Below are 25,937 nucleotides of genomic sequence, written 5' to 3'. Positions count from 1 at the left end.
TTCTATGAAGTTCCTTCACGCCGTCGACATCGCGCACGTCCGAAACTTCCGGGCCATCTCGGAAGCCTACTTCGCCGAGACCTATCAGCGGTTTCCGCACGCGGCCAGCCGCCTTGGGCTGGAAAAGTTCAATGATCAACTGGGAGCCAACGACGTCGCGACCCACAAGGCCCAGATCAAGCTGGCGGAGAAAACTCTCAACGCTGTCGAGGCTCTCCCCGAGGCCGCATTCCATGGTGATGACTGGCTCGATCGACGGGCGTTTGTATCCATGCTGCGCACGGAACTCCTCGAGTCCCGCGACCTCGAGCGCTGGCGCAATAACCCACAGGTGCATTGCGACACGGCCGTGGACGCCATTTTCGACCTGCTGGTTCGCTACGCGGACAAGGTGGCCGCGATCCTTCCCGCCATCGAGTCCCGCCTCGCCGCCATCCCCGATTTTCTCGACGCTGGCGCCCGGTGCCTCAACAAACCAGTCCCGCTCTGGACGCAGCTCGCCCAAAAGGCCTGCGAGGGTGCTGTGAGCTTCCTCGGCGAGATCGAGGAAACGCTCGCCCTCCAGTCCCAGAACCCTGCCAGAACCCGCCGCCTGATCTCTTCGGCATGCAAGGCCTTCGGCGATTACGCCTCGACCATCGGTCGTCGCAAACAAGGCGAGTCCCGGGGCTACGCCATCGGGCGGGCAAATTTCGAGTACCTTATTCGCGAGCGCCTCGGCATGGATTTGTCCCTGCCCGAGGCCCGCGCCAATGGCGAGCGGCTCGTCGCTCATATGGAGCTTCTTCTTGAGCAGGAGGCCGCCAAATACGGACGCCGCAGCGCCCAGGAAGCCATCGAGGCCGCAGCCCGCGGCTGGCTCCCGGAGCGCCCCCTTCTTGAGGAATACAAGGAGGTCACCAGTTCGCTGAAGGACCAGCTCCGCTCGCTCGACATTGTCAGCCTCCCACATGGCGAGACACTCAAAGTTCTCCCCACGCCAGCCTTCCTGCGTCACCATTTCCCAACCGCCGCCTACAATGCGCCGCCGCCGTTTTCCAAAAAGCAGCAGGGCATTTTCTGGGTCAACGACCTGAGCCTGCTGGAGAAGAGTCCCGCCCGCAAACAAGCGGAGATCAAGCAACACTTCGGCCTGGAGCTTACCAGCGTCCATGAAGGCTATCCCGGCCATCACCTTCAGTTCGCCGTCCAAAACCGCCTCGCCAGCAAGATCCGCCGCCAGTCGGCGCATTCCATCTTTTATGAAGGATGGACGATGTGGTGCGAAAGTATGGCCGTCGAGCGCAAGCTGGTGAAAACTCCGGTCGCGCGACTACTCCAGATCCACGACGCCCTCTGGCGCGCCCACCGTATCGTGATCGACTGTGGCCTCCACGATGGCTCCCTGAGCTACGACGCAGCCTGCAAGATGCTCATGGACGGCGTCCACTTTACCCGTGCCCGCGCTGCTGGCGACGTGAACTGGTACACCAGCTCTCCCACCGTGCCCATGAGCTATCTCCTCGGCCGCATCGAGGTTGAGAAACTCTATCGCCGCTTCGTTGGCGGCGAGGGCTGGACACTCAAGCAATTCAACGACTGGATTCTCAGCCACGGCGCTATCCCATGGTCGTGGATCGGCCGTGTCCACGATCAAGGCATCTAGCACCCCTGCGTTTATATACATGACCAAGCACGACTGGACCGTCCTCCTGATCCGCATCCTCGGCCTTTACTTCCTTGCCACCTATCTGGCGACGTTCATTACCTCCACGGCCACACTGGGTATTGCGATCTACTCCAGCCCCAAACAGCCGCTGAACCTCACTCTGGTGCAAGGCGCCTTCGCCTCGGCGATCATCCTCATCCTGGCCTCCGCCCTCATTTCCAAGGCACACAAAATCGCGATCTTCCTTTTCCGCTTCGACAAAAAATAGCCCGGCGCTTCCGGCTTCAATAAAAGCCCGGCGCGGAATGCCGCTTGTCGGGCTTGCACTTTTTGTCACTCTCGGCCACGAAAGGCACGGCCAAGCGCCATGCATGGCCTCAGCGTCCATCTCAACTCGTTTCTCTGCACCTCATGAAAGCCCTTCTCTTCGACCTCGACGACACACTCGTAGTGGATGAAGCCGTCTCCTCTGAAGCCTTCGCCGCCACTGCTCGCGCCGCCTCCACCGGGCATGGAGCCGATGCTGCCAGCTTCCAACGGGATGCCATGCGCCATGCGCGTTCTCTCTGGGCTGCCGGCCCTTGCCAGTCATATTGCAAGGCGATCGGCATCAGCGCCTTTGAGTGTCTCTGGGGAAAATTTGAGGGCGACAGCGAGGAACTCACTGCCCTCCGCAATTGGGCACACACCTACCGGGAGCAGGTATTTGACGCCGCCTTGCGCGAGCAGTTGATCGAAGACCCGGAAGGCGCGGCCGATCTCGCGAAGACCTTCGCAAAGGAACGCCGCCTCCTCCAGCGCCTCATGCCGGAGGCCCGGGAAACACTCGCCCGCCTGACTCCAAACTACAAACTCGCCATGCTCACCAATGGCGCTCCCGATCTGCAGCGCGAAAAAATCGCCGCCAGCGGACTCGGCAACCATTTCCAAGCCATCGCCGTAAGCGGCGAGCACGGAATCGGCAAACCCAAGCCGGAAATCTTCCACCGCCTGCTCTCGGAGCTTGGCGTCCAGGCCTCGGAAGCTGTGATGGTCGGCAATTCGCTCGAACGCGACATCGCCGGAGCAAACAACGCCGGCGTGAAATCGATCTGGATCAAAGTCAAAGGCAGCGAGGAACCCGATAGCGCCATTCCCGACTACACGATCGAATCTCTCTCCGAGATTCCGGCCATCCTTGAGGCTCTGAAGTAAAACTCGTCACGCTTCCTCCCAAAGTTCCCCGGTCATGGCACAAGCCATGCCTGGAAAAGGGAAGCTGACCTGCAAAAGTACGCGGTCGCGAAAATGCACGGTGCAAAATCGCAAACCGAGCAGCATCCGCACGTCTCTGCGAGCGTTCTTGGCCAGGTGGGGCTTGAGGTGCTCCATATGGAGCCCGAGAGGAACAAGTAAGCGGCAATAGCCAATGCTCGCTCCAGCCCACCTCTCGGCCACTCATGCCGCCAATGTAAGCGCCACCTCTATGGTGCCCCAATCAGACCAGAGCAGGTCATGGGTTTCAAGAAGCCGACCTGGACCCACAAGCCAAGGAGGTTGCGTTGGCACATGACGAGCAAAGTCACCGCTTACCCCGAGGACTGCCAGAAATGAACGGACTCCCACTGTCCCGATAGCGCTCCAGGAGCAAGAAACAGGCTATTCTCGCCCGGAAGGAGTCCTCATCAGGACAGCCCCCGATACTTTATCACCAGAAGCTCTGAGGAACCTCGATCGTGTCGCCCGGGCGGAGCTTCAGATCCTTCGTCGGATCGCGCCGCACTTCCTTCACGTTAATGATTGTGACCTGGCCGCCTCGTAGAAGCCGCACCTTGGTCTGGTCCGCGTACTCCGTGAATCCACCAGCGGCATTGATCGCACCGAGCACGGTGAGATCCGGCGTATACTCCACACGGCGAGGAGCCTTCACATCACCGCCGACATTCACGAAGCGCGCCGTCGTCGGAACATTCACCGTGATCGTCGGATTCGTGTAAATCTGCTGGCTCTTGTACGTCGCCTCGATGGATTCCTGCAACTGGCTCTGCGTCAACCCTGCCGCCTTTACCAAGCCGATATGGGGCATGTTGACGTAACCCTTTCCATCGACCTGATAGCTCCCGGAGACTTGGGATATCTCATCCGCTGGCACCCCGCCGAGACGAATTTCGACCTGATCACCTTCGCGGAGAGCCACATCCTGAGCGAAGCCGACCTGGACCGCCACGAAGGCGATCGCCAAAAGAATCCAAGCCTTCATCAGTACGTATCCTCCTGGTCCTTCTCTCCATTGAGTTGCTGCACGGCAGAAACCGGAGCCTTCTTGGCCGGTTTCTTGTCGGCCTTCTGCTGCTGGGGCTTCTGGTAGTAGTAGTTATAGTAGCTCGTGTAGTACTGGTAGTGCTGGTCGTGCCGCACATCGACGTTGTTGAGCACCACTCCGAGGATATTTCCTCCGACGTTGAGAACCGCCTGTTTGACACGTTGAAGCATCGCTCGCGGGAAGCGACGGTGCTGCACGACGATGATTGTGAGATCCACCGCGCTGGAAAGCACCGAGGCATCACTCACACCGAGGATGGGCGGCGAATCGAAAAACACGATATCAAAGCGATGCTTCACCTCTTCGATGAGGTCCACCATACGCTGCGAGTTCAAGATACCTACCGCGTCTGCGGGCAGGCGGCCACTCGTCATGAGGAAGAGATTGTCGATCTTGGTCTGGTTGACCACCTCCTCGAGATGCACATCCGTGGTGAGAAAGTCGGTCAGGCCGACCTCGTTCTCGACGCCAAAAATGCGATGCTGCGACGGGCGCCGCAAGTCCGCGTCGACAATCAGCGTACTGTAGCCACCCGAGGCAAAAATGCTGGCGAGGTTCGACATGGTCGTGCTCTTGCCCTCTCCCGCCCCACCGCTGATCATCGTGATGGTATTTGCGTCGGGATTCTTTCGGTTAAACTCGATATTCGTGCGCAGGATTCGGTACGCCTCGGCATCTGCGTTATCCTTGGCCTCATTGACCAGCAGGGAGATCCCCTTGGGAATAACCGCGAGCACAGGTACCTTCAGGAAGGACTCCACGTCCTCCATCGTCTTCACGCTGGTGTCGAGATACTCGATGAAGAAGGCCAGACCGACGCCGAACACCAAGCCCACGATGACACCCAGAACCATGTTCAGGACGACATTGGGCTTGGCTGGCACGAGGGAGATCTCCGCAGATTCCCAGATCGTTGTCGGGCTTTGAGGGATGGTTTGCTCCATCTTTTCCGTCGCCAGACGAGTCTGGGCTGCCTCGAGCACCTTTCTGGCTTGGAGCCAGTTGTTTTTTGCCTCGTAGTACCCGATCGAACTGGTTTTGGAGGTCTGCCAGTCGGAACGCACTTTATCGAGCTTGTCCTGAAGACTCTTGAGGCCCTGCTCGGCAATCGCCAGATTTGTTTCGAGAGTCTTGCGCAAAATAGCGGTCTGCTCGGCAAGTTGCCGCTGCATGACCTCCTTCTTCGCTCGAAGCGCCTTCACGTTGGGGTGATTAGCCCCCAACCCCGCATTCAGCATGCGCGCTTCTTCCGAAGCCGCCTCCTGAAACTGGGGATACAATTGCGTAATCGTTGGATCCTCGATCTCCAAGGTGGTGAGAGACCGCATGATCTGCTCATCCGTCATCTTGGAAACCTGATCGTATTTTGCACGGAGGGCAGCGACGCGCAGACTTTCTTGGCTGACCTGCTGCTCCACCTGCAAGAGGATGGAATTTTCCGCCTGGGTACCGCCATCTGCCGTGTCGGGATTCAAATCCTGAATGCCAGTCTCCTGACGAATCCTGGTCATCGTTTCCTGAAGCTTTGTTACGATGGCCTGCTGCTTCTCCACCTCCTGCTGCAACTGGGCGAGAGACTTGCCAAGGAACTCGTTCTCCTCGGAAAGACGCCGCTTCTGGTACTCCTCGGCAATGCGGTTGGCGATCTCCATCGCCTCCTTGTTATCCGTGCTGAACACCGTGATATGGATCAGCTCGGTGTTGCGGATTTCCTGGATGTTGATCATCCGAACCAGCCGAAAATAAGCCTGCTCGCGACTGGGCATGCCCCACTTCCGATCAAGCCCCAAGGCGTCGATCACAGGATACAGAATCTCTTTCCGCTGGATGATTTCGAACTGCGTCGCCAAAAAGCGAGGATCAAGCCCTTGCACCCCGCCCTGGCCAAACACCTGCAGAACCTTGTCATTCTGCCGGATCTGCATGGTGACAGTCGAAGCATACTGCTTCGGCATGAAATAGGTGACCACGCCTGCGGTGATAACCACCAGCAGCAACACGAGGATAATCAGAGGCAACCGGACACGGATAACTCTCCAATAATCAAGGAAATGCAGCTTGATTTCGCCGCTGTCCGGTGACTCTAAACTCATTTGGGCAGAAAGGGGTGAAGGCTATGCTACAGCCTGACAGGGGAAAATCAATTGGCGAGGCAACTAAAATGCCAGATTCGCCCCGATGTATACGACATTGCGCGTATATTCCCGGTACTCGGCCTGCGGCGCGACGTCAGCGGTGAACTGATATCCAGTCGAGAGCGACCAGTGCCGATTGATCTGATAGGATGCCCCCACCGCGACGTCGAAAACATTTTCGTAGTAGGAAGAGATCACGTTGTTTTGGTCGTAGTAGTTCGCCTGATAATTGACCCCCAACGTCATCGAGATGCGACGAGTGAAAGCATGGGCAAGACTCAAACCTGTGCGGAACGTCTGGCGCTGAGTCACGTTATTCAAGCCCGAGGCCTCCGTGCCATAGCGCATCATCCAGGAAATCGACGAAGAGCGACCAAACTGATAAGTCAGCGTGCTCTCTCCGTAAGGCCCAACGTAAACCGAGTCGCCATCATCAGGATTCTGGTCAAAGCCAACCTGCATACCGCCACGGGCAGACCACGTGAAACGCGGGTTGAAGACCTGATCAAAACCAACGAGGAAGAAATTGTTAAAAACATTGAGATCCGCGTCAAAGTAGGTCACCGGATTGGCTCGATACTCCGCCACCACCGTGGTCTTGGGCAGGAGCAACCAGCGAGCCGATTGCCCGATTGTCTGCTCAATGCGGCCCTGATTCTGGTTCAAGTTGCTATCCATGTAGTAGATAACATTGAAATTGTAGCTGGTGACCGTTGAGAATTTCTGGCTCCACTGATACGAGCCCGTGAGCACCGTATTGGAATACATGTAGTCGCCATCCTGACGGTTCGTACCACCGACGATATTGGTGTCGGGCTGGGAGAGATAAGCTGTCGTCGAGTTGATCGACAGCGTGAGGCGAGGAGTCGCAAGATACACCGCGCTCAGGCTGTAGTTCCCGTTAAAGTCGACCTTGTCACCCGGGCGGGTGTAGTAGTACGTGATGCCGCCACCCAGGCTCGTCTGCAGCTGCAAGCGAGGCGTACCAAATGTGTAATATGCTCCAGCAGCCCAGTTTGTGTAGAAACTGCTATCCGTATTGTTCTTCGTAGTGAACAAGTTGTCATCGAAGCCTTCACGGACCGCAAAGGTGAAATCAATCGGCAGTTTGGAGAAAAGCCCGGTCCCAAGAGAGGATTTCCCATCCGATGAACCTCCGGAAGGAGCAGCGGAGCCAGTCGCATTCTCATCCGGCGCAGGAGCCTCCGCCTCGCTCAAGGAAGTCGGGATAGTCGTAGGATTGCCCAGCCCACCGCCAAAATCAGCCGGTGGCGGAGCACTGTAAAAACTCACCTGAGCACGCGCAGGAGACGCAACAAAGCCGAGCGCATACCCAAGCACGGCCAGCGCTGCGAGTCGGGGAGCAGCATTTTTTGAAACCATGCGGGCGTTGTAGCGCAACTTTCCAGTTACGCAAACATTTCTTACCTCGCCTCCAGCGCCCGAGCCCGCACCCGGTCCTGAAGCTCCTTCAATTTTTCCCTGTCGAGGGATGTCCCGGTCAAGCTCGATGCTATCCCGTAATAACGCAGGGCGGAAGGCATATCGCCTTTTTGTTGGGCTATCACGCCCAACTGCTCCCACCCGACGGGCCGCAAGGGATCTCTGCGAATGACATCGACAGCCTCCTTTTCGGCCAAGTCCAGATCTCCACTGCCCAAAGCCACGTACACAAGCGAGGTATGAAACACTCGCTCTGTCTCAGCCAGCCGTGCAGCCTCGAGAAACCGCTCCCGAGACAGCGCCACCTCCTCTTGTCGACCCGCCCCTTTGAGACTCTCGGCATTGGCGGAAGCCACACCTCCGGCAACAAACTGGGTCCATGCGTTTTTGGGTCCGATGGAGAGTGCTTTTTCCGCACTCAAGCTTGCGCTGCCCAAATTGCCATCGATCACGCCATTTTCCGCGATCAAGGTCCACACCTCACTACGCGAGCTCCAAAGAGACAAAATCAACCCGAGTGAGACAGCCCCAAGGGCGCCTCCGTAGAGGTACCGGCCAATCCGTGAAGAGGTGGGCTGCCGCCCCTCCCCGCCAGACTGAGGCTGCCCAGCCAACATTCCAGCCACTGCGGCCGCCAATAGTGCATTCGAAGCGACCTGCAGGTTGAAATCAAACAGGGAGTGTACTCCAAACATCGTGGCCCCAGATAGCGCCCCCATCAAAACCGCAGATGAATTACTCTGTGGTAAACTCCCCAACGCCAGACGTGTCCGGAGAGCGGAGAGATATCCGATCCAACCGGAGCGCATGTGCAGCGCCACAGCGAACAGGAATAAAAACAGCGCCACAAACCCGTACTCTCCGGAAATCTGCAACCAATCGTTATGAGCCTGGTAATCATCCCGCTCGGTGGAGCCATCGCGATATAACCGACTGTAGTCGATGTAAGTCCCGGCTCCTGTCCCGAACAATGGAGATACCTGCAAATGGCGTAACGAGGTCAGCGAAAGTCTCGACCGGTAGTCATCGGACAGCAGTTGGGTCGCCCTCGCCTGGAAGGTTACGGATTGACTGGCAAAGACGATCACAATTGTGGCCGGGATGACGATGGCAGCTATCAGTAGGGAAGAAACAGCCCACCGACGCCCGCTTCCACTGGCAACCAGCGCCGTGATGGCGAGTCCGACTAAACATATCGAGCCCGCAATCAAGGCGATAACCCCGCCGCGGCTTAGGCAAAGCAATCCGCCTACCAGACAAACAATGCCAGCGTATGCAAAGATCACCTTTTGCCACGCCCTGCCTCGCCCCAGGCAAGCAAGGGAAATCGCAAACAGGCCGATTGCATTCAGAAACCATGCGAGATGATTGGGGTTCTGATATAGCCCGTGCGCCCGCCGCATGATCTGTCCGGGCAAAGCGAGAGGACTATCCAGATACATCCGATGAAACTCGGAGACCCATCCTTGAGGGCATCTTCCCAGCAGCCCTCCGAACTGGGCAAATCCGATGGCGGCCTGGATGACGCCATCCACCATCAGGATCGAAAGGAAGATCACTCGGCTTCCAGGAGTATTCATCGATCCCCCAACGATCAAATACATCACCGCGCAGGCCAATGTGAGTCGGAAAAATCCCCCAGCCATCCACGTCCCATCCGGAGCGCTCTGACGCAAAAGCAGCCAAAGAATGAATCCCCCTGCGAAAAGAGAACACTCCCACCGAGGCAGGACAAAAGATCGATTCCAAATCTTTGGCAGGCTCAGCAAGCCGGCAATCGCGAGGATCGCATAACTTGGAAATGCCAGCACGGGACGCATGCCACTCCCCGTAAAATACTGACCGACACAAATGGCCAGCGCACACAAAATGGCAACAAACACCCGCATGGAAACATCACGGTTAGGCAGAAATCGCTCCAGTTGGAATCCCCAAGTCGTTTGCGCCTCTCAAGTCGCCAGATCCTCCCGACCGGCGCCGCATGCATATGGCAGCTTTTTGACCATGCCCATTTTTACCTAGCCGCCAATGACGGATGCTGCTCCTCTTTTCGGACATCTCTCATCTATGAACCAGCCTCGCATCGAAGAGCTTTCGAACAACTCCCCTCGGTCACATAGATTCCTGGTGATTGGCGCAGGCTTCTCCGGGGCAGTCACTGCCCGCCAACTTGCCGAGGAGCTTCCTTGCACTATCGACGTCATCGACACGCGCGATCACATCGCTGGCAACTGCCATACATCGCGCGATGAGACCTCTGGCGTGATGGTCCATCACTACGGCCCGCATATTTTCAACACCAACAGCCGCCGGGTATGGGATTATGTCAACCGCTTCGGCGTGATGCGACCTTTCATCAACCGTGTAAAAGCGGTTACCTCGGATGGGGTCTTCCCTCTCCCTATTAACCTCCTTACCATCAATCTGTTCTTCCAGAAAACCTTCAGCCCGACCGAGGCTCGGGAGTTTGTCGCTAAACTGGGAGATCCATCCATCTCGGAACCGGCAAACTTTGAGGAGCAGGCCCTCAAGATGCTTGGGCGGGAGCTGTATGAGGCTTTCTTCTACGGATATACCAAAAAGCAATGGGGCTGCGAGCCCCGAGAGCTTCCCGCCGCCGTCCTCAAACGTCTCCCGGTGCGGTTCAATTACGACGACAATTACTACGATAAAGAGTACCAGGGCATCCCCGAGAATGGCTACTCCGACATCGTCCAGGGGATCCTCGATCACCCCGCCATTAAAGTGCATCTCCAGACGAGGTTTGATCCCTCCGAACTGGCCTCGCCAAAGTACGACCATTATTTCTACACGGGTCCCATCGATGCATTCTTCCAATACAGCGAGGGACGGCTCGGCTACCGGACGATCGAGTTTGAGAAAATCGATGCCGAGGGCGACTACCAGGGCGCAGCTGTACTCAACTACCCCGACCCTGCCATCCCATGGACCCGGATGCATGAGCACAAACACTTCACCCCTTGGGAAAGTCACGAGAGAACTGTTGTTTTCCGCGAGTTCAGCAAGGAAACCGGTCCTCTCGACACACCGTACTATCCTAAACGGCTGGCGGCCGATAAACGCCTCCTCGCAAAATACCGCTCGCTCGCGGAGGCCCTGACCAATGTCTCTTTCCTTGGCCGTCTCGCAACCTACCGGTATATGGACATGGAGACCGTAATCGGTGAAGCCTTGGATTTCAGCGAGCGTTTCCTTCTCGCCGCCAGATCGGGCACGACACCACCAGTCTTTCCCAACGACGAAATCTCCTAGCCAAGAGCAACGCATTTTGGCTCTCCGACCCGATTCAGAAAAACAGTTCATTTTGAATTGAATTTTCAAAGGGCCTGAGTAAGTTTCCTCTGGTGAGCACGCCTGCGACTCCCCCAGCTCAGTCCGAAGCCGCGCTTGAACGCGAGTTCATCTTTTTGTTCGAGGAACTGGCCGACCTATTCGGAAATCCTCGCTCCCTGGGAACCATCTATGGGCTGCTCTTCTGGTCGCCGATCCCCCTTTCCATGGAGGAAATCGTTGCACGCCTCGGAGTTAGTAAAGGAACAGCCAGCCAGGGTTTGCGCCAACTCGAGCATCTGGGAGCCATTCGGCGCACCAAAGAGGAGCGTAGCCGCACTCACACCTACCAAGCCCGCATGGAACTCAAGCCCCTGATAGCGGGCTTCCTCCAAAGCCGGGTGATCCCACGACTGACTGCGGGCAATGAACGCCTTGCTCAGATGGAAGATATGGTTGCTCAATTGCCCGAACCTCGAAAATCCGAGGCCCAGGTCCGGCTGCAAAGGATCACCCAGTGGCACAAACGCGGCGCTTCCGTCCTCCCCTTTGTTCAACGGCTGCTCCAAGGCACCTAGAGCATCCCCTCCGCCCATGCGGAGAAACACCCCATCTTCGGCATTTCCATTTGGTTTTTTCCTCGAGAAACGACCAAGGGCGGCAGCATGCCATCAGGCAGCTACTCCGCCGATGCCCATAAACCCTGGCACCCCTGACTCGATATGAAAGTAGTGATTCTCTGCGGAGGAAAAGGCACGCGCTTGCGGGAAGAAACGGAATACCGTCCCAAGCCGATGGTTCCCATCGGTAATCGCCCGATCCTGTGGCACATCATGAAGACCTATGCCCATTACGGGTATAAAGAGTTCATCCTTTGTCTGGGATATAAGGGCGAAATGATCAAGGACTACTTCCGCAACTATCTCTGGCACACATGCGATACCACGCTCTGCCTGGGCAGAGAGTCCTCGATACAGTTCCACAATCGTCACGAGGAGGAGGACTGGAAGGTCACCCTCTGCGACACGGGCGAAAATTCCATGACGGCATATCGCATCCGTCTCATTGAAAGGTATCTGGGTAATGACGAAACATTCCTTCTGACGTATGGCGATGGCGTCGGCAACGTCGACATCCCGCGATTGATCGAAACACATCACCGGGCCGGGAAGGTCTGCACTCTTACGGCCGTCCATCCGCCGGGACGATTCGGAGAGCTCGGCATTACCAGCGACTCCACCGTCTCCGGTTTCAACGAAAAACCCCAGGCGGAAGGTGGCTATATCAATGGCGGATACATGGCGTGCAGCCGCCGCCTCTTCGATTACCTGCCCGACGACCCCAGCGTGATGCTGGAGCAGGCCCCGATGAAAAAATTGACCACCGACGGGCAGCTTCATGCATATCGGCACGAAGGATTCTGGCAGCCAATGGACACCTTTATGGAGTTCACGCTACTAAACAACCTTTGGGAAACCGCCAAAGCCCCCTGGAAAGTCTGGTGACTCGTCACGCTTTGTGAACACCGCATTCGATATCTACAAGGGGAAGCGAGTCCTCGTCACTGGTCATACGGGGTTCAAGGGCGCATGGCTCACTCAATGGCTGCTGACTCTCGGCGCGAAGGTGACCGGCGCAGCCCTGCCTCCTCCGACATCACCCTCTCTCTTCAACCAGCTCCGTCTCGATGCCGATATCGAGCATCGCCTGGGAGATATCCGTGATCGCGACTTCGTCTCGCAGGTCGTCGCGACCTCCCAGCCCGATTTTATCTTTCACCTCGCCGCCCAGCCCCTGGTACGCCTCTCCTATCGCGAGCCGGTCGAGACATTGAGCACCAACATCATGGGGACCGCTCACGTACTCGACGCTGCCCGCCAGATGGAAAAGAACTGCGCAGTCGTCTCCATCACCACAGACAAGTGCTATGAAAACAAGGAATGGGTCCATAGCTACCGCGAGGAAGACCCTGTCGGCGGCCACGATCCCTATAGCGCGTCCAAAGGAGCCGCCGAGATCGTCATAGCCGCCTATCGGCGCTCCTTTTTCTCCCATGTGGAGAATCCCGTGAAACTTGCCTCGGCGAGAGCTGGCAATGTCATCGGCGGAGGCGACTGGGCCGATGACCGCATCGTTCCCGATTCCATTCGCGCCCTGGCCCGCGGAGAGATCATTCCCGTCCGGAACAAAATCTCCACCCGCCCCTGGCAACACGTGCTGGAGCCTCTCTCCGGCTATCTCACCCTCGGAGCCCGGCTGTACCAGACGCCGAAAAATGACGCCTCCTTTTCCCGATATGCCTCGGCCTTTAACTTTGGACCGCCGCTGAGCTCCAACAAGACCGTGGCAGACCTCGTGCAGGAGATCCTGCGGCATTGGCCCGGTGAGTGGTCGGACCGATCCGACCAACATGCCGTTCACGAAGCCACTCTCCTGAATCTCGCCACCGACAAGGCCCACCACATCCTGCACTGGCAATCCCGGTGGGACTTTCCCACCACCGTCCGCAAAACCATTGAATGGTACCGCGATGCCTCCTCGCTAAGCGAACCCGGGGACTATCAGCGCCTGACCATCTCTCAAATCCAGGATTACGCCGAGACAGCCACGGCCTCCTTCTAAAGCCCCGCCATGCCCACCTCTGCCGAAGAGCTCAAAGCCACGATATTGCGCCTCACCCGGGAGTATTCCCTCCTCGCTCACAAAGCCAACCGCCCCGGGGAGGACACTCTGCGCCCGGAGTTCGTACCTGGCCAAAGCGGCATCCCGTACGCTGCTCGCGTCTTTACCGAGGATGAAGTCGAGGCCGCCGTCAGTTCCACCCTCGACTTCTGGTTGACGCTGGGTTCCGAGGGCGCGGCTTTCGAGGAGGAACTCGCGCGCACGCTGGGAGCAAAGTACTCTCTCCTGGTCAACTCGGGTTCCTCCGCAAACCTCGTCGCCTTCTCGGCGCTGACCACGCACAAACTCCCTCCCCACAAGCGCATCCTCCCCGGCGACGAAGTCATCACCGTCGCCGCCGGATTCCCGACGACAGTCGCACCCATCGTGCAAAATGGCGCGATACCCGTCTTTATCGACACCAATCCAGTCACCGGCAATGCCGACTGCAGCCAGCTCGAGGCAGCCTTTGTACCGGGGAAGACCAAGGCCGTCATGATGGCCCACGCTCTCGGCAACCCGTTCGATCTCGGCGTCGTACTCGAGTTTTGCCACCGTCACGACCTCTGGCTCGTTGAGGACAACTGCGACGCCCTCGGCTGCCTGTACTCCATGCCGGTGGCCCGCGCGCGCAGCCTCGGCCTCGACCATCTCCTCAAGATCGCCGAGGAGGGCAGCCATTCCCTCATCCGTTATGAACAATATCCCGGCAGCGAGGAGCTGGTATTGACCGCACCTACCGGCGTATGGGGCGATATCAGCACGCAGTCCTTTTATCCGCCCCATCATCTCACGATGGGCGAGGGCGGAGCGGTCAATATCATCCGGCGCCCGGCGCTCAAGACCTACGCGGAGAGCTTCCGCGACTGGGGCCGCGACTGCTGGTGTCCCTCCGGGAAGGACAATACCTGCAATAAGCGCTTCTCATGGCAATTGGGGGAACTCCCCGAGGGCTACGATCACAAGTACATCTATTCCCATCTCGGTTATAATCTCAAACCGCTCGATCCCCAGGCCGCCATCGGCCGCGTGCAGCTCAAGCGGCTCCCGGCCTTTGTCGAAGCTCGCAAAAACAACTGGCAATACCTTCGCGCCGGCCTGGCCGACCTTGAGGAGCACATCCAGTTTGCATTGCCCACCCACGCGACCGCCTGGAACGCAGCAGGAAGCTCCCCGACGCATTTCTCCTGGGACAAATCCGGCAGCCGCACCGATTGCTCCTGGTTCGGCTTCAAGATGACCGTCCGTGAGAATGCTCCGTTTTCCCGTACCGATCTCGCCCGTCATCTCGACGAGAAAAAAATCGGCAACCGCATGCTCTTCGGCGGCAACCTCGTTCGTCAACCCGCCTTCGTTCGTCTCCGCGAGCAAAACCCCCAGGCATTCCGGGTAATCGGCGACCTCGCTGGCTCAGACCGTATCATGAATCGAACGCTGTTTATCGGCACCTACCCCGGCCTTTCCTCCGCTCAACTCGATTATGAAATCAAGGTGATCTCTGATTTCGTCAAAAGTCGAGTTTAGCTGCCAACCCGATGCAGTATTTCCAACAGCGATTGATCGTCACGGGGGGCACTGGATTTCTGGGGTCTTGTTTCATTAGACATGCCCTTAAGAAAGGGCATGTCATCCATGCGCTGAAACGCTCTAGCTGTTCAAAAATTCCAGAAGGCACCGAAAGGGCTTCGTGGTTTGAAGCCTCTCTTAAAGAACCCCAAATTCAACCCAACTGGGAGGCCCGTACTCTTGTACACTTCGCCGCTCACGGGGTCGATGCAGCCCAAGCAAACTGGGTTGACTGCTTCCGAGTTAATGTAACTGAATCCCTGCTTTGCTGGGCATCCGCCGCTGCAGCGGGTGTCTCTCGCTTTATCATTTGTGGATCATGTTTCGAGTATGGAAAGAGCGGGGAACGTTACGAATATATACCCATCGATGCCCCGTTGGAACCGACTGGCCCGTATGCGGCATCAAAAGCAGCCGCGACCATGGCGGCAATTGCTTTTGGACACGATTACAAGGTTGAAGTCGCAATTCTGCGACCAGCACATGTCTTTGGACTCGGGGAAGGCCCCGGGAAGTTTTGGCCCACTTTGCGAGAAGCCGCTTTGTCCGGAAGGGATTTCCCGATGACTAAAGGAGAACAAGTCCGCGACTTTGTGCCAGTTGAAGCTGCTGCTGAACGTTTCCTACAAATTGCCAATAATCCCATCCGTTATATGCCCCCTAGCCTACTGAATATCGGCTCGGGAAATCCTCAAACATTGAGGGAGTTCGCGGAGCACTGGTGGAAAGTCTGGAATGCTTCAGGCAAGCTCTTAGTGGGAGCCGTACCGTACCGTAAGAATGAAGTTATGCGTTACGTTCTTCAAGATACTGGAGTCCTGCCCTCCGAGGATTGCAATGCGTAGTTCTCCTCTATTGTCCATCATCATTCCCACCTATAACAGGTGTGATCTGCTTCCCAGGGCCATCGAATCGGCCCTCGCCCAGAGCATTGAAGATCGGGAGGTTCTGGTCTGCGACAACGCATCTACGGATCACACAGATGATCTCCGAGAGTCCTACGAGACCCGTGGAGTTCGCTGGGTAAGAAATGGGGAAAACCTTGGCTTATGTGGAAACCTCCACACAGCGGTATTCAACCACTGCAAGGGCAAATACTTCGTCGTTCTTAGTGATGATGATTACCTGACCGACACGGCATATCTAGAAGATGCCTGCACATTTCTAGAAACAAACCCGGATATAGGATTCGTCCATGCAAACATCGTGATGGAGGATGTCCGTTCCGGAACGATCCATGAGCTTGATCGCAATATCCCCGAACGCATGCAAGGAAAAGACTTTTTCCTCTCTCTGGGAAAAAGTTCCTTTGATTTTGCCTATCTTATGACTGTTGTCGCCAGAACGGAGAAGGCCAAGACTGCAGGTTTTTTCTCCGAGTCCGAGATTCCACATGGAGACTCGCTCGCTTGGTTGACGATGTCCCTGACTTCAAATGTCGGCTTTCTGTCACGTAATGTTGCCAGCTACGTTCTTCACGATGCAAATGCGATCTTTAATCCAAAGATTAATGCATGGGTTAAGGACATACGCTTTTTTGAAATTGCTTATGCCCGAGCATTATCGTCGCAAATCTTCTCCGAGGCCGAATTGAAAGAGTGGCGACATCGCATGCGGAATTCCTACTGCGGCAAAGTCATCGACATGCTGACTTTCGCTCCATCGATGCGCGAAGCAATCGCAACACTAGGGATATTGCAACGAGAACACCAGATCGCAGAAGACCCCCGGCTCTGGTTGCGAACGGCCAAGGCTTACATTAAACGCATTTTCCGACGTTGAAACGGCTGTTCCACTGGCTCCAGTTGGATGCCGCAATCTCTTGGGCGGCATTCGGCGTGGCATTTCGCACCCTTACCGGCCCCGTTTCCGCGTACCTGGTACTCCTTTACCTTGGGCCCAAGGAGCAGGGTTACTACTACACGATCGGGTCGCTGGCGGCTCTTCAGGTCATCTTTGAATCCGGGATGGGGCAAAACATCCTTCAACTCGTGGCCCATCGGTACCGGGGATCGCTGGCGGTGGAGAACGGGCTTTTTGTCATCGCTCCCGAGGAGGCGGGACGGCTGTCGGCGGTCATGCAATTTGGGGCAAAGTTTTATTCGGTCGTTACTCTTCTCTTCGTCCTCCTGGTGGGAGGCGGCGGGTTTTGGTTTTTCAGCGCGACCTCGACCGTCACCTGGCAGCCCGCGTGGATCATGCTGATCATCGGCACGGCGTTGTCGCTTTTCCTGGTGCCCTTTGGGTCGCTCATCGAGGGGATGCAAAGCGTGAAGGAGCTGATGCGTGCCCGCTGGGTTGGCTCGCTCACCATGTTTGCCGTGACCTCCGGCGGGCTCATCGCCGGCGCGGGAGTGACTGCAGGTGGGTTTGGCGCATTAGCCGGGCCTGTCGTCACGACCATTGTCCTGTGGAGATCGTGGCGCAAGGTGTTCCTCTCCACTCTCCGGGCGGAACCTGCCGGAGGATTGAAGTGGCGTACAGAGGTATGGCCCTTTCAAGCCAAAATGCTGCTCAACGCGTTTTGCGCGTTCTTCTACTGGAGCTACGCGATCCCGGTCGTCTTCAAAATCTGCGGCCCCGCCGCTGCGGGCCAGTTTGCGATCAGCTGGAATATCGTGCGCTCGGCCTCGTCCATCTCCACCTCCTGGACCTACACGCGACTGGGAAAACTGGGGCAGCTCGTCGCCCAAGGGGATCGCGACGGCGCGTTTCATCTTTGGCGATCATCATTCATCCGGGGGACGGCGATCGCATGCGCGGGCCTGACCGCCTACCTCCTGCTCATCGGGACCTTACAGATTTTCTTTCCGTATTTCGGCAATCGCTTTGGCAGCATGACGCTCCAGGTGACTCTCGCGGCAACGACACTCGTACAAACCGCGTTGCTGATGATGGCGCATTTCATGCATGCGCATAAGACTGACGGCTTCGTCGTCGCCACCATCGTGTCCACGCTTGCGATCATCGGCCTGCAACTGGTCTTTGCCAAAACCTGGGGAGCGGAAGGCGCTGCCCTGGCACTATTCCTCCCGAGCCTCGCCGTGCTCATCGCGGCTCCCTGGCTGATGAAGCGAGCGCTCGGCGCTTATTGGAAGGCGGAAGGCTCGCCCCAGGTCGCATGACGACTTTTGACATCTTCGATACGGTCATTACTCGCGCCGTCGCTGCTCCCAGGCACATTTTCGATGTGCTCGAGCAGCGCCTCGCGCACGGATATCCCGTGCGCGGCCTGGCCAAAGCCCGTGTCGAGGCGGAGAAACTGGCCGGCGAAAGGCTCCGGCACGAGCGAGACCCGCGCCTCGATGAGATCTACTCGGAGCTGCAAGCCCTCCTGCATATCGACGCCGAGGTGATGGCTGCCATATTGAGCGAAGAGCTTGCGCTGGAGCTGGACTATGTGCGTCCTCATCCTCCAGGCGCCTCCCTGCTAAAAGCAGCCCGCGCCGATAATACGTTCGGAGGGTTCCTTTCCGATATGTATCTGCCCGGCGACTTTGTAAAGCAGTTGCTGGCAAAGTGCGGACTCTGGCAGGTGGGCGATCGACTGTGGATGTCGTGCGAAACCGGCGCATCGAAACATCAAGGAACGCTTTTTCAACGTGTGAAGGATGATTGCGGGGCACACTACTCGGACTGGACCCATGTCGGCGACAACCCCCACAGCGATGGCCATTCTCCTGCCGCGCTCGGCATCAGGAGCATCCTGTTGGAACCTCCATCCCAACATGTGATCCTAATCAGGAGCCGGGAAGAATCGCAGTACCGCGCCAATGGCGCCCTCGCACTCGCCAGACGCAGCGACCGGCCAGCGGACCAGAGCGCCCATCTCCGCAATGTCTGGGATTTTGGCGCCGAGATCGCGGGTCCCATCGTGTATTGGCTATATACGGAAATCCTCCGGGCGGCGGAGCGCGAGGGTGTCACCGATCTCTGCTTCCTGGCACGTGATGGGCAGATCCTTCACCGGCTCTCCCAGAGCCTCGCGGCGCGCCATGGAGGCATCCGGTGCCACTATGTGGCGGCTTCCCGGCAGGCATTCCATCTGGCGGGAGTACGCGCGATCGATGACCGGATCAAGCAGTGGTTATTTGCGGAACCCGAGACCTTGAGGGCGATCGATGTGCTCGATAGACTGCACCTGCGCGACAGGCTCGCCACGGAGTTTTCTGCCTTTTTGCAGCCCCATGACCTGAGGGAGGACTCGTTCGTGGGCTCCAGGCAGGATCTTGTCTGGGCATTTCTGACCCGACCCGAGATCGCCGAGGCGATCCTGCAGCAGGCCCAGGCGGAGCGCGACCTGATCCAGAGATACTTTGCCCAGTTCGCACTCGGTCCGTGCCCTGCCATCGTGGACATTGGCTGGGGGGGTAACCTGCAAGCGTCTCTGCAGGCGATCCTCGCCGATCGGGACGGAGATGCCTCATTCAAGGGGTATTACCTGGGGCTGTTCAGCCTCAACTCCGCCGTTCGCTCGGGCGACGCCACCGGCCTGCTTTTCGACCATCGCCAAGAAAATGCGGAAATCTGGCGCGAGGCGGTGTCACTGCTGGAACTGATATTCTCGGCCGACCACGCCGGAGTGACAGGATTCCACTCGGAAGCGGATGGCTCTGTGCATCCCGTCCTCCGCCCGGCAGAGTCCTGGCGCCCCCAGATGGACTGGGGGGTAAAAACCCTGCAAGACGCCATCGTCGCCAGTGCAAGGCGGCTGGAGACAGAGAACGTCCTGATCGGGAAGGAGGATGCCGTGGATCTGCTGCTGAACTTTATTCGTCGACCCAACCCGGCACACGTGCGCTGTCTCTCCTCCTGGCCATGCCAGTCGGAGCAAAATCGCGCGACGGCCGACCCCTTTCTCCCGGCGATCCGTGTCTCAGACATCCTTGCAGCCGGCCTCGGCACGCGTATCGTACGGGAGTACTGGCCCAGCGGACTCCGCGTCGCGAATGGGCCGGGAAAATACTTCCTTTTCGCAACTTTCCGACGTTTGCGCCTGCTTCGGCGTTTGAAAACCCTACGCTTTCACCGATAGATCTCATTTTCACGCGCCATGTCGCCCAACGCACCAATCAATCAAAACGCTCTTGTCGCCTTCGTCGTCATTGCCCTGGGCCTCTTCGGAGCATTATTTGCAGGCGTTTTCGTTGCCCGCGGCAATGAACTGTACCTCGCCATGGGTTTTGTCGTCCTCGTCGGTCTCACGATCGCGCTGACGCTCGGCCGCAACTACTGGATGTTGATCTTTGCCACGATGGGGCTTTCGGGTTCTGCCTCCGTCCTGCCGCTGCCCTTTAGTTTTGCCGAACTCGGGACTCTCGCAACATTCGGGCTGATGATCCCCTACATCGCGTTGAAGCGGGTACGGTTCAATCCTCGCTGGGAATGGAGCGATTATCTGCTGCTGATCAATTTTGCGTACCTCGTAACCGTCTGGGTGCGAAATCCAGCGGGCGTTCGCATCTTCGAGACCGAGATCGTCGGAGGTAGGGCTTATGTCACCGTTGTCATTGCGATGATGGGCTACTTTGTCCTCCGCAATGTGTTTCCCTCGAGTCGCTTTGTGAGGTGGGCTCCTTTGGTCATCGCCATTCCCTACCTGATCCACGCTGGGATCAACGTTATCACTCAGCACTTTCCCGTGTTAGGTCGTGTCATTTATCCGATCTATTCGGGCGTCGACGTCTCGGATCTCATCGCTGCGGATACCTCGTCTGAAAACTCCCGCCTCACCGCATACGGCATGGTCACCTACCCGCTGATCTTGCTTTTGTGTGCATACTTTCGTCCGATCACGCTGCTCAATCCCTTCAATTTTCTTGGATTCATCGGCCTTTGCGTTGCGATTGTTTCCATCGCGCTCTCCGGCTTTCGAAGCGCCATCTTTCAGTTGGTAGGACTCATGTCTGTCGGCACAATCCTACGGAAAAGATGGTCCGAACTCATTATCCTCGTGACTATCGGCACTATCAGCCTGGTCGGACTCGTGGGACTCCATGCGGCAGGGGTCCAACTGCCGTACGGCCTCCAGCGAGCAGTATCCTTCCTCCCCATCGGGCTGGATGAAGCAGCAAAGGCCAACGCCGACGAGACCACTGAGTGGCGCGTCGACATGTGGAAGGATGCCTGGAACACTCCCGAGGTCATCAACAACAAGGTGCTGGGTGATGGATTCGGGTTTCGGCAGGATGTCCTCCGTCTGATCATGCAGCGTCTCATGTCGGGCACAGAGATGGTCGGCGCAAAATCCTACGAGCTTCACATGCTGCAGGGTTCATTTCATAGCGGCCCACTCTCTGCCATACGGTTTGTCGGCATCGTCGGCTTCGCGCTCATGCTGGTCTGGATGCTCGCCCTTTTTGTGCAAAGTATCCGGCTCGTGCGCAAGGCGACAGGCACGCCTGCTGCAGCCTGGGCGATCTATACAGCCATGCCTTTGGTGTATCTGCCTTTTGGCTACATCGTAATCTTTGGAGATTACCCGCCAACATTGATCGCGATGATTTACGCCACCGGCACGCTCAGCGCGATCGAGAATTACCTTCAGGATCGCTCCCAGGCTCGCAAAGACGCGAAGCTGGAAAGCACCGGAGCAATCCCGTCATAGCGCATCATGCGCATCGCCCTCCTAACAGTAGACAATCGCGAATTTGGCCAGAAAAGCGAGACCCCTCAATTTGGCAGCGCCGTCGCCGCCTTGCTGGAGGGTTTCGATTCACTTCCTGAGGTCAACGTGGATGTCCTGTCATGCGTACGAAATCGATCTTTCCGTACATGCATGATCGGTTCCAGAATTCAATATCACCCCATCTATGTCTCGTCTCAGGGCTGGTTAAGAAGCGCCTATCTAGGCTGCTCACTGAAAGTCAGAAGGGCGCTCAAGGCTCTCGAACCAGACATCATTCACGCGCAAGGGACAGAACGTTGGTGTGCCGTGGCAGGAGCTTTTCCCGCCCGGGCGCCACGTGTATTGACTATTCATGGCAATATCCGTCTGATTAACAAGATCACTCCGCTAATGCCGCGCTCCTATTGGCGCGTTCAAGAACTGCTGGAGCGCATCTGCATCTCGAGATTTGATGCCGTCACCTGCCTGAGCCATTACACCAAAAGGCATTTGTCCGCCCGTAGCGGTGAACTTCCGGTGATTCCCAATGCGGTGGAGTCGAGATTCTTCAGCATCAATCCGGCGCCAACAAGCCCGCTCCGCATTTTATTCATCGCCAATATCCAGGAGCGAAAAAACCAGGTCGCCTGGATCAATGCGATCAAACCACTATTCGCCAGATTTCCATTTGAAGTTCATTTCTTCGGAGTCGCCCCGCAAGACGATGCCTATGTCCAGAGCTTCCATGAGTGCCTCCACTCCCATTCAAATCTGATTTATCGAGGAGCTGCCACACGGGATACCATCGAAAGTGAACTTACCAAGGCGGCAATCGTAGTCCTCCCCTCGCTGGAAGAAAACTGCCCAATGGCTGTATTGGAAGCGAGCGCTGCCGGGATTCCCGTCATCACCAGCGATTGCTCTGGTTCGAAGGAACTCATCCAGGACCGAGAAAACGGCCTTTTATGCAATCCCAAAGATGCCGGCTCCATGAGACAAGCCCTGTCGACACTTTTGGAAGACCCTCAACTCCGCGCAAAACTGGCTCGGAACTCTCGCCATCACGCTGAAAAGACTCATGCTCCGCGGATTGTCGCGAAGCAACATCTGGATTTATACGAAAATCTCACGGCAAAACGGAGCGGTACACATCGATGAGCCTGGAAGCCACCTCCTTCCACGTGGAAGGACGTATTGGCTTGATCACCGGTGAATGCCAGAACTTGGTCAAGTGCCCGGCAAGCTCTCGAGATGTCGACCTCGAACCACAATATTGCGCGTGATCTCCGAACGTTTCCCGAGCCCATGGCAGATCGGATAGCAACAAGGGCACTCCACTGGCAGCCGCCTCCAGCGCAGCCAGGCTCTGGCTTTCCATCGTGCTCAACAGGACAAAACCCCGCGCCGCTCGGACGAGAGCAGCCATTTCTCCACGGTCGACCACCTCCCCCACGTACTGGACAACCGAGCGCGGGGTCCCCACCTCGTTCAGGAAACGCTGAAAATAACGATCAGTGAAGGAATATGGCTTGCCGCAAATCAGGAGACGCAGGCCTGCCAGATTCGCCGCTTCGGCGAGCTCCAAAACGCGCTTTCGCTCCGTGATCGTTGCCGTGCATAAAAGATACTCTCCGGATGAATCGACGGATTCAGAGGTTTCCTCACGCATAAAGAATGCCTCATCAACTCCATTTGGCACGACGTGAAGACGCGTCTTTGGCGTGCCGTAAAGTTGGCAAAACAGTCGAGCCTCCCAGTTGGTCAATGCCACCACGGCGTCCGCCTCTCGGTAGACCCGCCAGCTCATTCGATCAAGCAAGGAAGCGGGCATGACTTTCTCGATCACCGACCGCGCCATGCACTGCGAACGAATTTGCCAGATTCCCCGGGATCCTTGAGCCGTCAGGAGATCCGAAATCACCAAAGGTATTGCCTTCTGATGAGCAAAATAGGCCATTCCTGACGGAGGCCGGCCGAAAAAATGAATAAGGTCCGCTTTTTGATTCGCATCCCACCATCGAAGATACTCCACCTCGCATCCCAACTCCCCGAGCGCGCGCGCTGTCTGCTCGATCTGCACACGGAAGCCTCCATGGGCCAAAAGAAACGGTTGGTGGTGATCAATCAGTATTTTCATTCTGTTTTCGTTTGCGCGCTGTTTAGTGGCAAAAGACCCTCTCCTTTAGCTCATCTTCTCAGATTTGTCAGAGCCTAAAATCCGCCGATCACATACCAGGTCGGGCAAACCCTGATTCATTTAATAAATGCATATTGGCATCGCTGGTCCCATTGCTATCGGACCAATCCGTGAATTACTTCCGGCAAATCGCTCCCTTCCTGCTCTCTATAGCTTTCCATTGATCGGCGTCCTCGCCAGAGAACTCCATGATCTCGGTCATACCCTGTCGCTATTTTCCCTGAGCACGGAGGTCGCCTCTCCCATACTGATCGAGACCGATCGAATCAAACTCCACATACTCCCTCGCCGGAAGCGGGGAGATGCCTATGACTTCTTTCAGAAGGAGCGCCGGCATCTGGCGCAAGCCATGCGAGATTCAAACTGCGAGCTGGTTCACGCCCATTGGACCTACGAGTTTGCAGCAGCTGCGCAGGAAAGCGGCAAGCCATCTCTGATCACCGCTCACGATTCACCACTTGTGGTTTGCCGGTACTATTTGCGCACCAAAGCTATTCTCTACTGGACCATGCGGAGCATGCTCGGACTGAATGTAGTCAGGAATGCAAAATTCCTCACTGCTGTATCACCCTACGTGGAAGATCACCTACGCTACGTCTGCAGCTCGGGGGCAGACCTCGTCACAATACCAAATGGAGTGAACGAAAGTCTATTTTCCCGCGGCAGGTGTCGCCTCGACGGTCCGGAGATCAAATCTCCCTTCACAATGGCCTGCGTCCTCGAGGGATTTGGTCTGCGCAAAAATGCGCAGACTGCCATCGAAGCCTTTCAGATCTTGAAAGAACGTCATCCCGACATCCGTTTACGGCTATATGGGGTGGATTTTGGACCCGGTGAAAGAGCCCAGGCCTGGGCATCTTCCCAAGGATCTCTCGATGGCCTGGAATTCATCGGAAAAGTCTCCCAAGATCGGCTGTTCTCAGATCTGACTGGAGAAACTCACCTCCTCCTTCATCCGTCTCTGGAAGAAGCGCATCCGATGGCTTTATGTGAGTCCATGGCGCTCGGGCTTTCCATCCTCGGAGGCTCGAAGAGTGGTGGGGTCCCCTTTACTCTCGATAACGGCAAAGCCGGCTTCTTGTGCGATATGCGTAATCCGGCAGCTGTAGTCAGCTCCATTCAGCAGATTTTATCATCACCCGAGGAAGTCAAAAAGCGTGCGGAGCATGCGTGGCATTTCGCCAATCGCGAATTTACCAGCTCGAGAATGACCTCTCGCTACCTGGAGGCCTACACCCGTGTTCTCGCTCGCACCGACCTTTTCGCTTCATGAACGTTCTCCCACAAAGCCCCCGCATCGCTGCAGTCCTGACCTGTCACAATCGCAGAGCCAAAACCTCTGCATGCCTGCTAGCCCTGTCGCGGCAGGAGCTCCCTCAGGGGACGATATCGGTTTTTCTTGTCGATGATGGCTCCACAGATGGAACCTCAACCGCAGTTCAGGAGATATTTCCGGAGGCAAGGATCATTTCCGGAGATGGCAGCCTCTTTTGGTGCGGAGGAATGCGCGTCGCCTGGAAAGAGGCTGCAAAATCCGATCCAGACTACTATCTTCTACTCAACGACGACACCACACTATTTCCAGAGGCGGTTTCTGCTCTTTTAGCCATCTGTGCAGATAGACGACCGCCAACCATCGCTCTCGGCGCGGTCTGTGATCCAGTAACGGGTGAGTGGACCTACGGCGGAGTTGATTGCGACCACAAGAACGGCAACCTGTGCCGTACGATGAACGCAAACTGTGCGCTCGTTCCAAGAGAAGTTTTCAATGCCATCGGTGGTTTTCACCCTGCCTATACCCATGGCATGGGAGACTTTGACTACGGATATACAGCCCGCAGGAAAGGGTTCCAATTAATTGAAACCGCAGAGTTTGTCGGCACATGCAGCCAGAATAACAAGGAAGGAACCTGGCAGGATGTTAAGCTGGATCGATGGACCAGACTTAAAAAACTCTGCAGTCCTAAAGGCCTTCCTTTTATAGAGTGGCTTTGCTACACGCGCCGGAATGCAGGCCCGTTTTGGATCCTTTACCTGTTCTCACCCTATATCAAGGTTCTCTTGGGAAAGTAAGCACGCCAGCTTGA

The 25,937-nt window shown here is 56.8% G+C and carries 21 protein-coding genes; 16 read left to right on the top strand and 5 right to left on the bottom strand.

From position 1 onward, the window contains the following. Nucleotides 1-4 precede the first annotated feature (4 nt). The 3 genes from TSACC_RS01620 to TSACC_RS01610 all read left to right on the top strand — a co-directional run bounded on the left by TSACC_RS01620 (nt 5) and on the right by TSACC_RS01610 (nt 2,842). Entirely contained in the window at nt 5-1,645 is a 1,641-nt protein-coding gene (locus TSACC_RS01620; RefSeq protein WP_075077660.1) for a DUF885 domain-containing protein, read from the top strand. 19 nt (nt 1,646-1,664) lie between these two features. Further along, entirely contained in the window at nt 1,665-1,916 is a 252-nt protein-coding gene (locus TSACC_RS01615; RefSeq protein WP_075077659.1) for a hypothetical protein, read from the top strand. A 143-nt stretch (nt 1,917-2,059) separates the two neighbouring features. Beyond that, entirely contained in the window at nt 2,060-2,842 is a 783-nt protein-coding gene (locus TSACC_RS01610) for an HAD family hydrolase (protein ID WP_075080540.1), read from the top strand. A 493-nt stretch (nt 2,843-3,335) separates the two neighbouring features. Here the strand turns inward: TSACC_RS01610 and TSACC_RS01605 are convergent, their stop codons facing one another. The 4 genes from TSACC_RS01605 to TSACC_RS01590 all read right to left on the bottom strand — a co-directional run bounded on the left by TSACC_RS01605 (nt 3,336) and on the right by TSACC_RS01590 (nt 8,970). Further along, a complete protein-coding gene (locus tag TSACC_RS01605) occupies nt 3,336-3,887 on the bottom strand; it encodes a polysaccharide biosynthesis/export family protein (protein WP_075077658.1) in 552 nt (183 codons plus the stop codon). Further along, complete coding sequence (locus TSACC_RS01600) at nt 3,887-6,043, bottom strand: GumC family protein (protein WP_075077657.1); 2,157 nt, start codon at nt 6,041-6,043, stop codon at nt 3,887-3,889. Before TSACC_RS01600 ends, TSACC_RS01605 begins: the two co-directional genes overlap by 1 nt. A 63-nt stretch (nt 6,044-6,106) precedes the next feature. Beyond that, on the bottom strand, nt 6,107-7,468 hold the full coding sequence (locus TSACC_RS01595) for a DUF5777 family beta-barrel protein (RefSeq protein WP_075077656.1): 1,362 nt from the start codon (nt 7,466-7,468) through the stop codon (nt 6,107-6,109). Nucleotides 7,469-7,509: 41 nt separating this feature from the next. After that, the gene (locus tag TSACC_RS01590) at nt 7,510-8,970 is read right to left on the bottom strand and encodes an O-antigen ligase family protein (RefSeq protein WP_169809501.1); all 1,461 of its coding nucleotides are present in this window, start codon (nt 8,968-8,970) and stop codon (nt 7,510-7,512) included. 625 nt (nt 8,971-9,595) lie between these two features. Between TSACC_RS01590 and TSACC_RS01585 the strand changes: the two genes are divergently transcribed. The 11 genes from TSACC_RS01585 to TSACC_RS01535 all read left to right on the top strand — a co-directional run bounded on the left by TSACC_RS01585 (nt 9,596) and on the right by TSACC_RS01535 (nt 22,811). Then, a complete protein-coding gene (locus TSACC_RS01585; RefSeq protein WP_075077654.1) occupies nt 9,596-10,801 on the top strand; it encodes a UDP-galactopyranose/dTDP-fucopyranose mutase family protein in 1,206 nt (401 codons plus the stop codon). Nucleotides 10,802-10,893: 92 nt separating this feature from the next. After that, nucleotides 10,894-11,397, top strand: a complete 504-nt coding sequence (locus tag TSACC_RS21580) for a GbsR/MarR family transcriptional regulator (RefSeq protein WP_153811198.1) — start codon at nt 10,894-10,896, stop codon at nt 11,395-11,397. A gap of 144 nt (nt 11,398-11,541) precedes the next feature. After that, entirely contained in the window at nt 11,542-12,324 is a 783-nt protein-coding gene (rfbF, locus tag TSACC_RS01575; protein ID WP_075077652.1) for a glucose-1-phosphate cytidylyltransferase, read from the top strand. 13 nt (nt 12,325-12,337) lie between these two features. Beyond that, nucleotides 12,338-13,441, top strand: coding sequence for a CDP-glucose 4,6-dehydratase (gene rfbG / locus TSACC_RS01570; RefSeq protein ID WP_075077651.1), 1,104 nt, complete (start codon nt 12,338-12,340; stop codon nt 13,439-13,441). A gap of 9 nt (nt 13,442-13,450) precedes the next feature. Beyond that, nucleotides 13,451-15,004 (top strand): lipopolysaccharide biosynthesis protein RfbH, encoded by a 1,554-nt coding sequence (gene rfbH / locus TSACC_RS01565; protein ID WP_075077650.1) that lies wholly within the window; start codon nt 13,451-13,453, stop codon nt 15,002-15,004. Nucleotides 15,005-15,015: 11 nt separating this feature from the next. Further along, nucleotides 15,016-15,891 carry an NAD-dependent epimerase/dehydratase family protein gene (locus TSACC_RS01560; protein ID WP_075077649.1) on the top strand — a complete coding sequence of 292 codons (876 nt, stop codon included), beginning with the start codon at nt 15,016-15,018 and terminating at the stop codon, nt 15,889-15,891. A 10-nt stretch (nt 15,892-15,901) separates the two neighbouring features. After that, a complete protein-coding gene (locus TSACC_RS01555; RefSeq protein ID WP_075077648.1) occupies nt 15,902-16,828 on the top strand; it encodes a glycosyltransferase family 2 protein in 927 nt (308 codons plus the stop codon). Further along, nucleotides 16,825-18,171, top strand: coding sequence for an MATE family efflux transporter (locus tag TSACC_RS01550; protein WP_075077647.1), 1,347 nt, complete (start codon nt 16,825-16,827; stop codon nt 18,169-18,171). Before TSACC_RS01555 ends, TSACC_RS01550 begins: the two co-directional genes overlap by 4 nt. After that, on the top strand, nt 18,168-20,081 hold the full coding sequence (locus tag TSACC_RS01545) for an HAD family hydrolase (RefSeq protein ID WP_075077646.1): 1,914 nt from the start codon (nt 18,168-18,170) through the stop codon (nt 20,079-20,081). The genes TSACC_RS01550 and TSACC_RS01545 overlap by 4 nt, the downstream gene beginning before the upstream one ends. Nucleotides 20,082-20,099: 18 nt before the next feature. Beyond that, a complete protein-coding gene (locus tag TSACC_RS01540) occupies nt 20,100-21,653 on the top strand; it encodes an O-antigen ligase family protein (RefSeq protein ID WP_075077645.1) in 1,554 nt (517 codons plus the stop codon). Between the two features lie 6 nt (nt 21,654-21,659). After that, on the top strand, nt 21,660-22,811 hold the full coding sequence (locus TSACC_RS01535) for a glycosyltransferase family 4 protein (protein ID WP_075077644.1): 1,152 nt from the start codon (nt 21,660-21,662) through the stop codon (nt 22,809-22,811). Here the strand turns inward: TSACC_RS01535 and TSACC_RS01530 are convergent. After that, complete coding sequence (locus TSACC_RS01530; RefSeq protein ID WP_075077643.1) at nt 22,780-23,790, bottom strand: glycosyltransferase family 4 protein; 1,011 nt, start codon at nt 23,788-23,790, stop codon at nt 22,780-22,782. The genes TSACC_RS01535 and TSACC_RS01530 overlap by 32 nt on opposite strands. Before the next feature lie 127 nt (nt 23,791-23,917). Between TSACC_RS01530 and TSACC_RS01525 the strand changes: the two genes are divergently transcribed. Both TSACC_RS01525 and TSACC_RS01520 read left to right on the top strand, forming a co-directional pair. Next, the gene (locus TSACC_RS01525) at nt 23,918-25,123 is read left to right on the top strand and encodes a glycosyltransferase family 4 protein (protein ID WP_075077642.1); all 1,206 of its coding nucleotides are present in this window, start codon (nt 23,918-23,920) and stop codon (nt 25,121-25,123) included. Beyond that, nucleotides 25,120-25,923, top strand: a complete 804-nt coding sequence (locus TSACC_RS01520) for a glycosyltransferase family 2 protein (protein WP_075077641.1) — start codon at nt 25,120-25,122, stop codon at nt 25,921-25,923. Before TSACC_RS01525 ends, TSACC_RS01520 begins: the two co-directional genes overlap by 4 nt. Nucleotides 25,924-25,937 lie beyond the last annotated feature (14 nt).

Origin of the sequence: Terrimicrobium sacchariphilum, assembly GCF_001613545.1 — a bacterium.
Taxonomy (GTDB): Bacteria; Verrucomicrobiota; Verrucomicrobiia; order Chthoniobacterales; family Terrimicrobiaceae; genus Terrimicrobium; species Terrimicrobium sacchariphilum.
The sequence above is the reverse complement of the archived record's forward strand: the minus strand, read 5'-3'. Positions and strand labels throughout refer to the sequence as shown.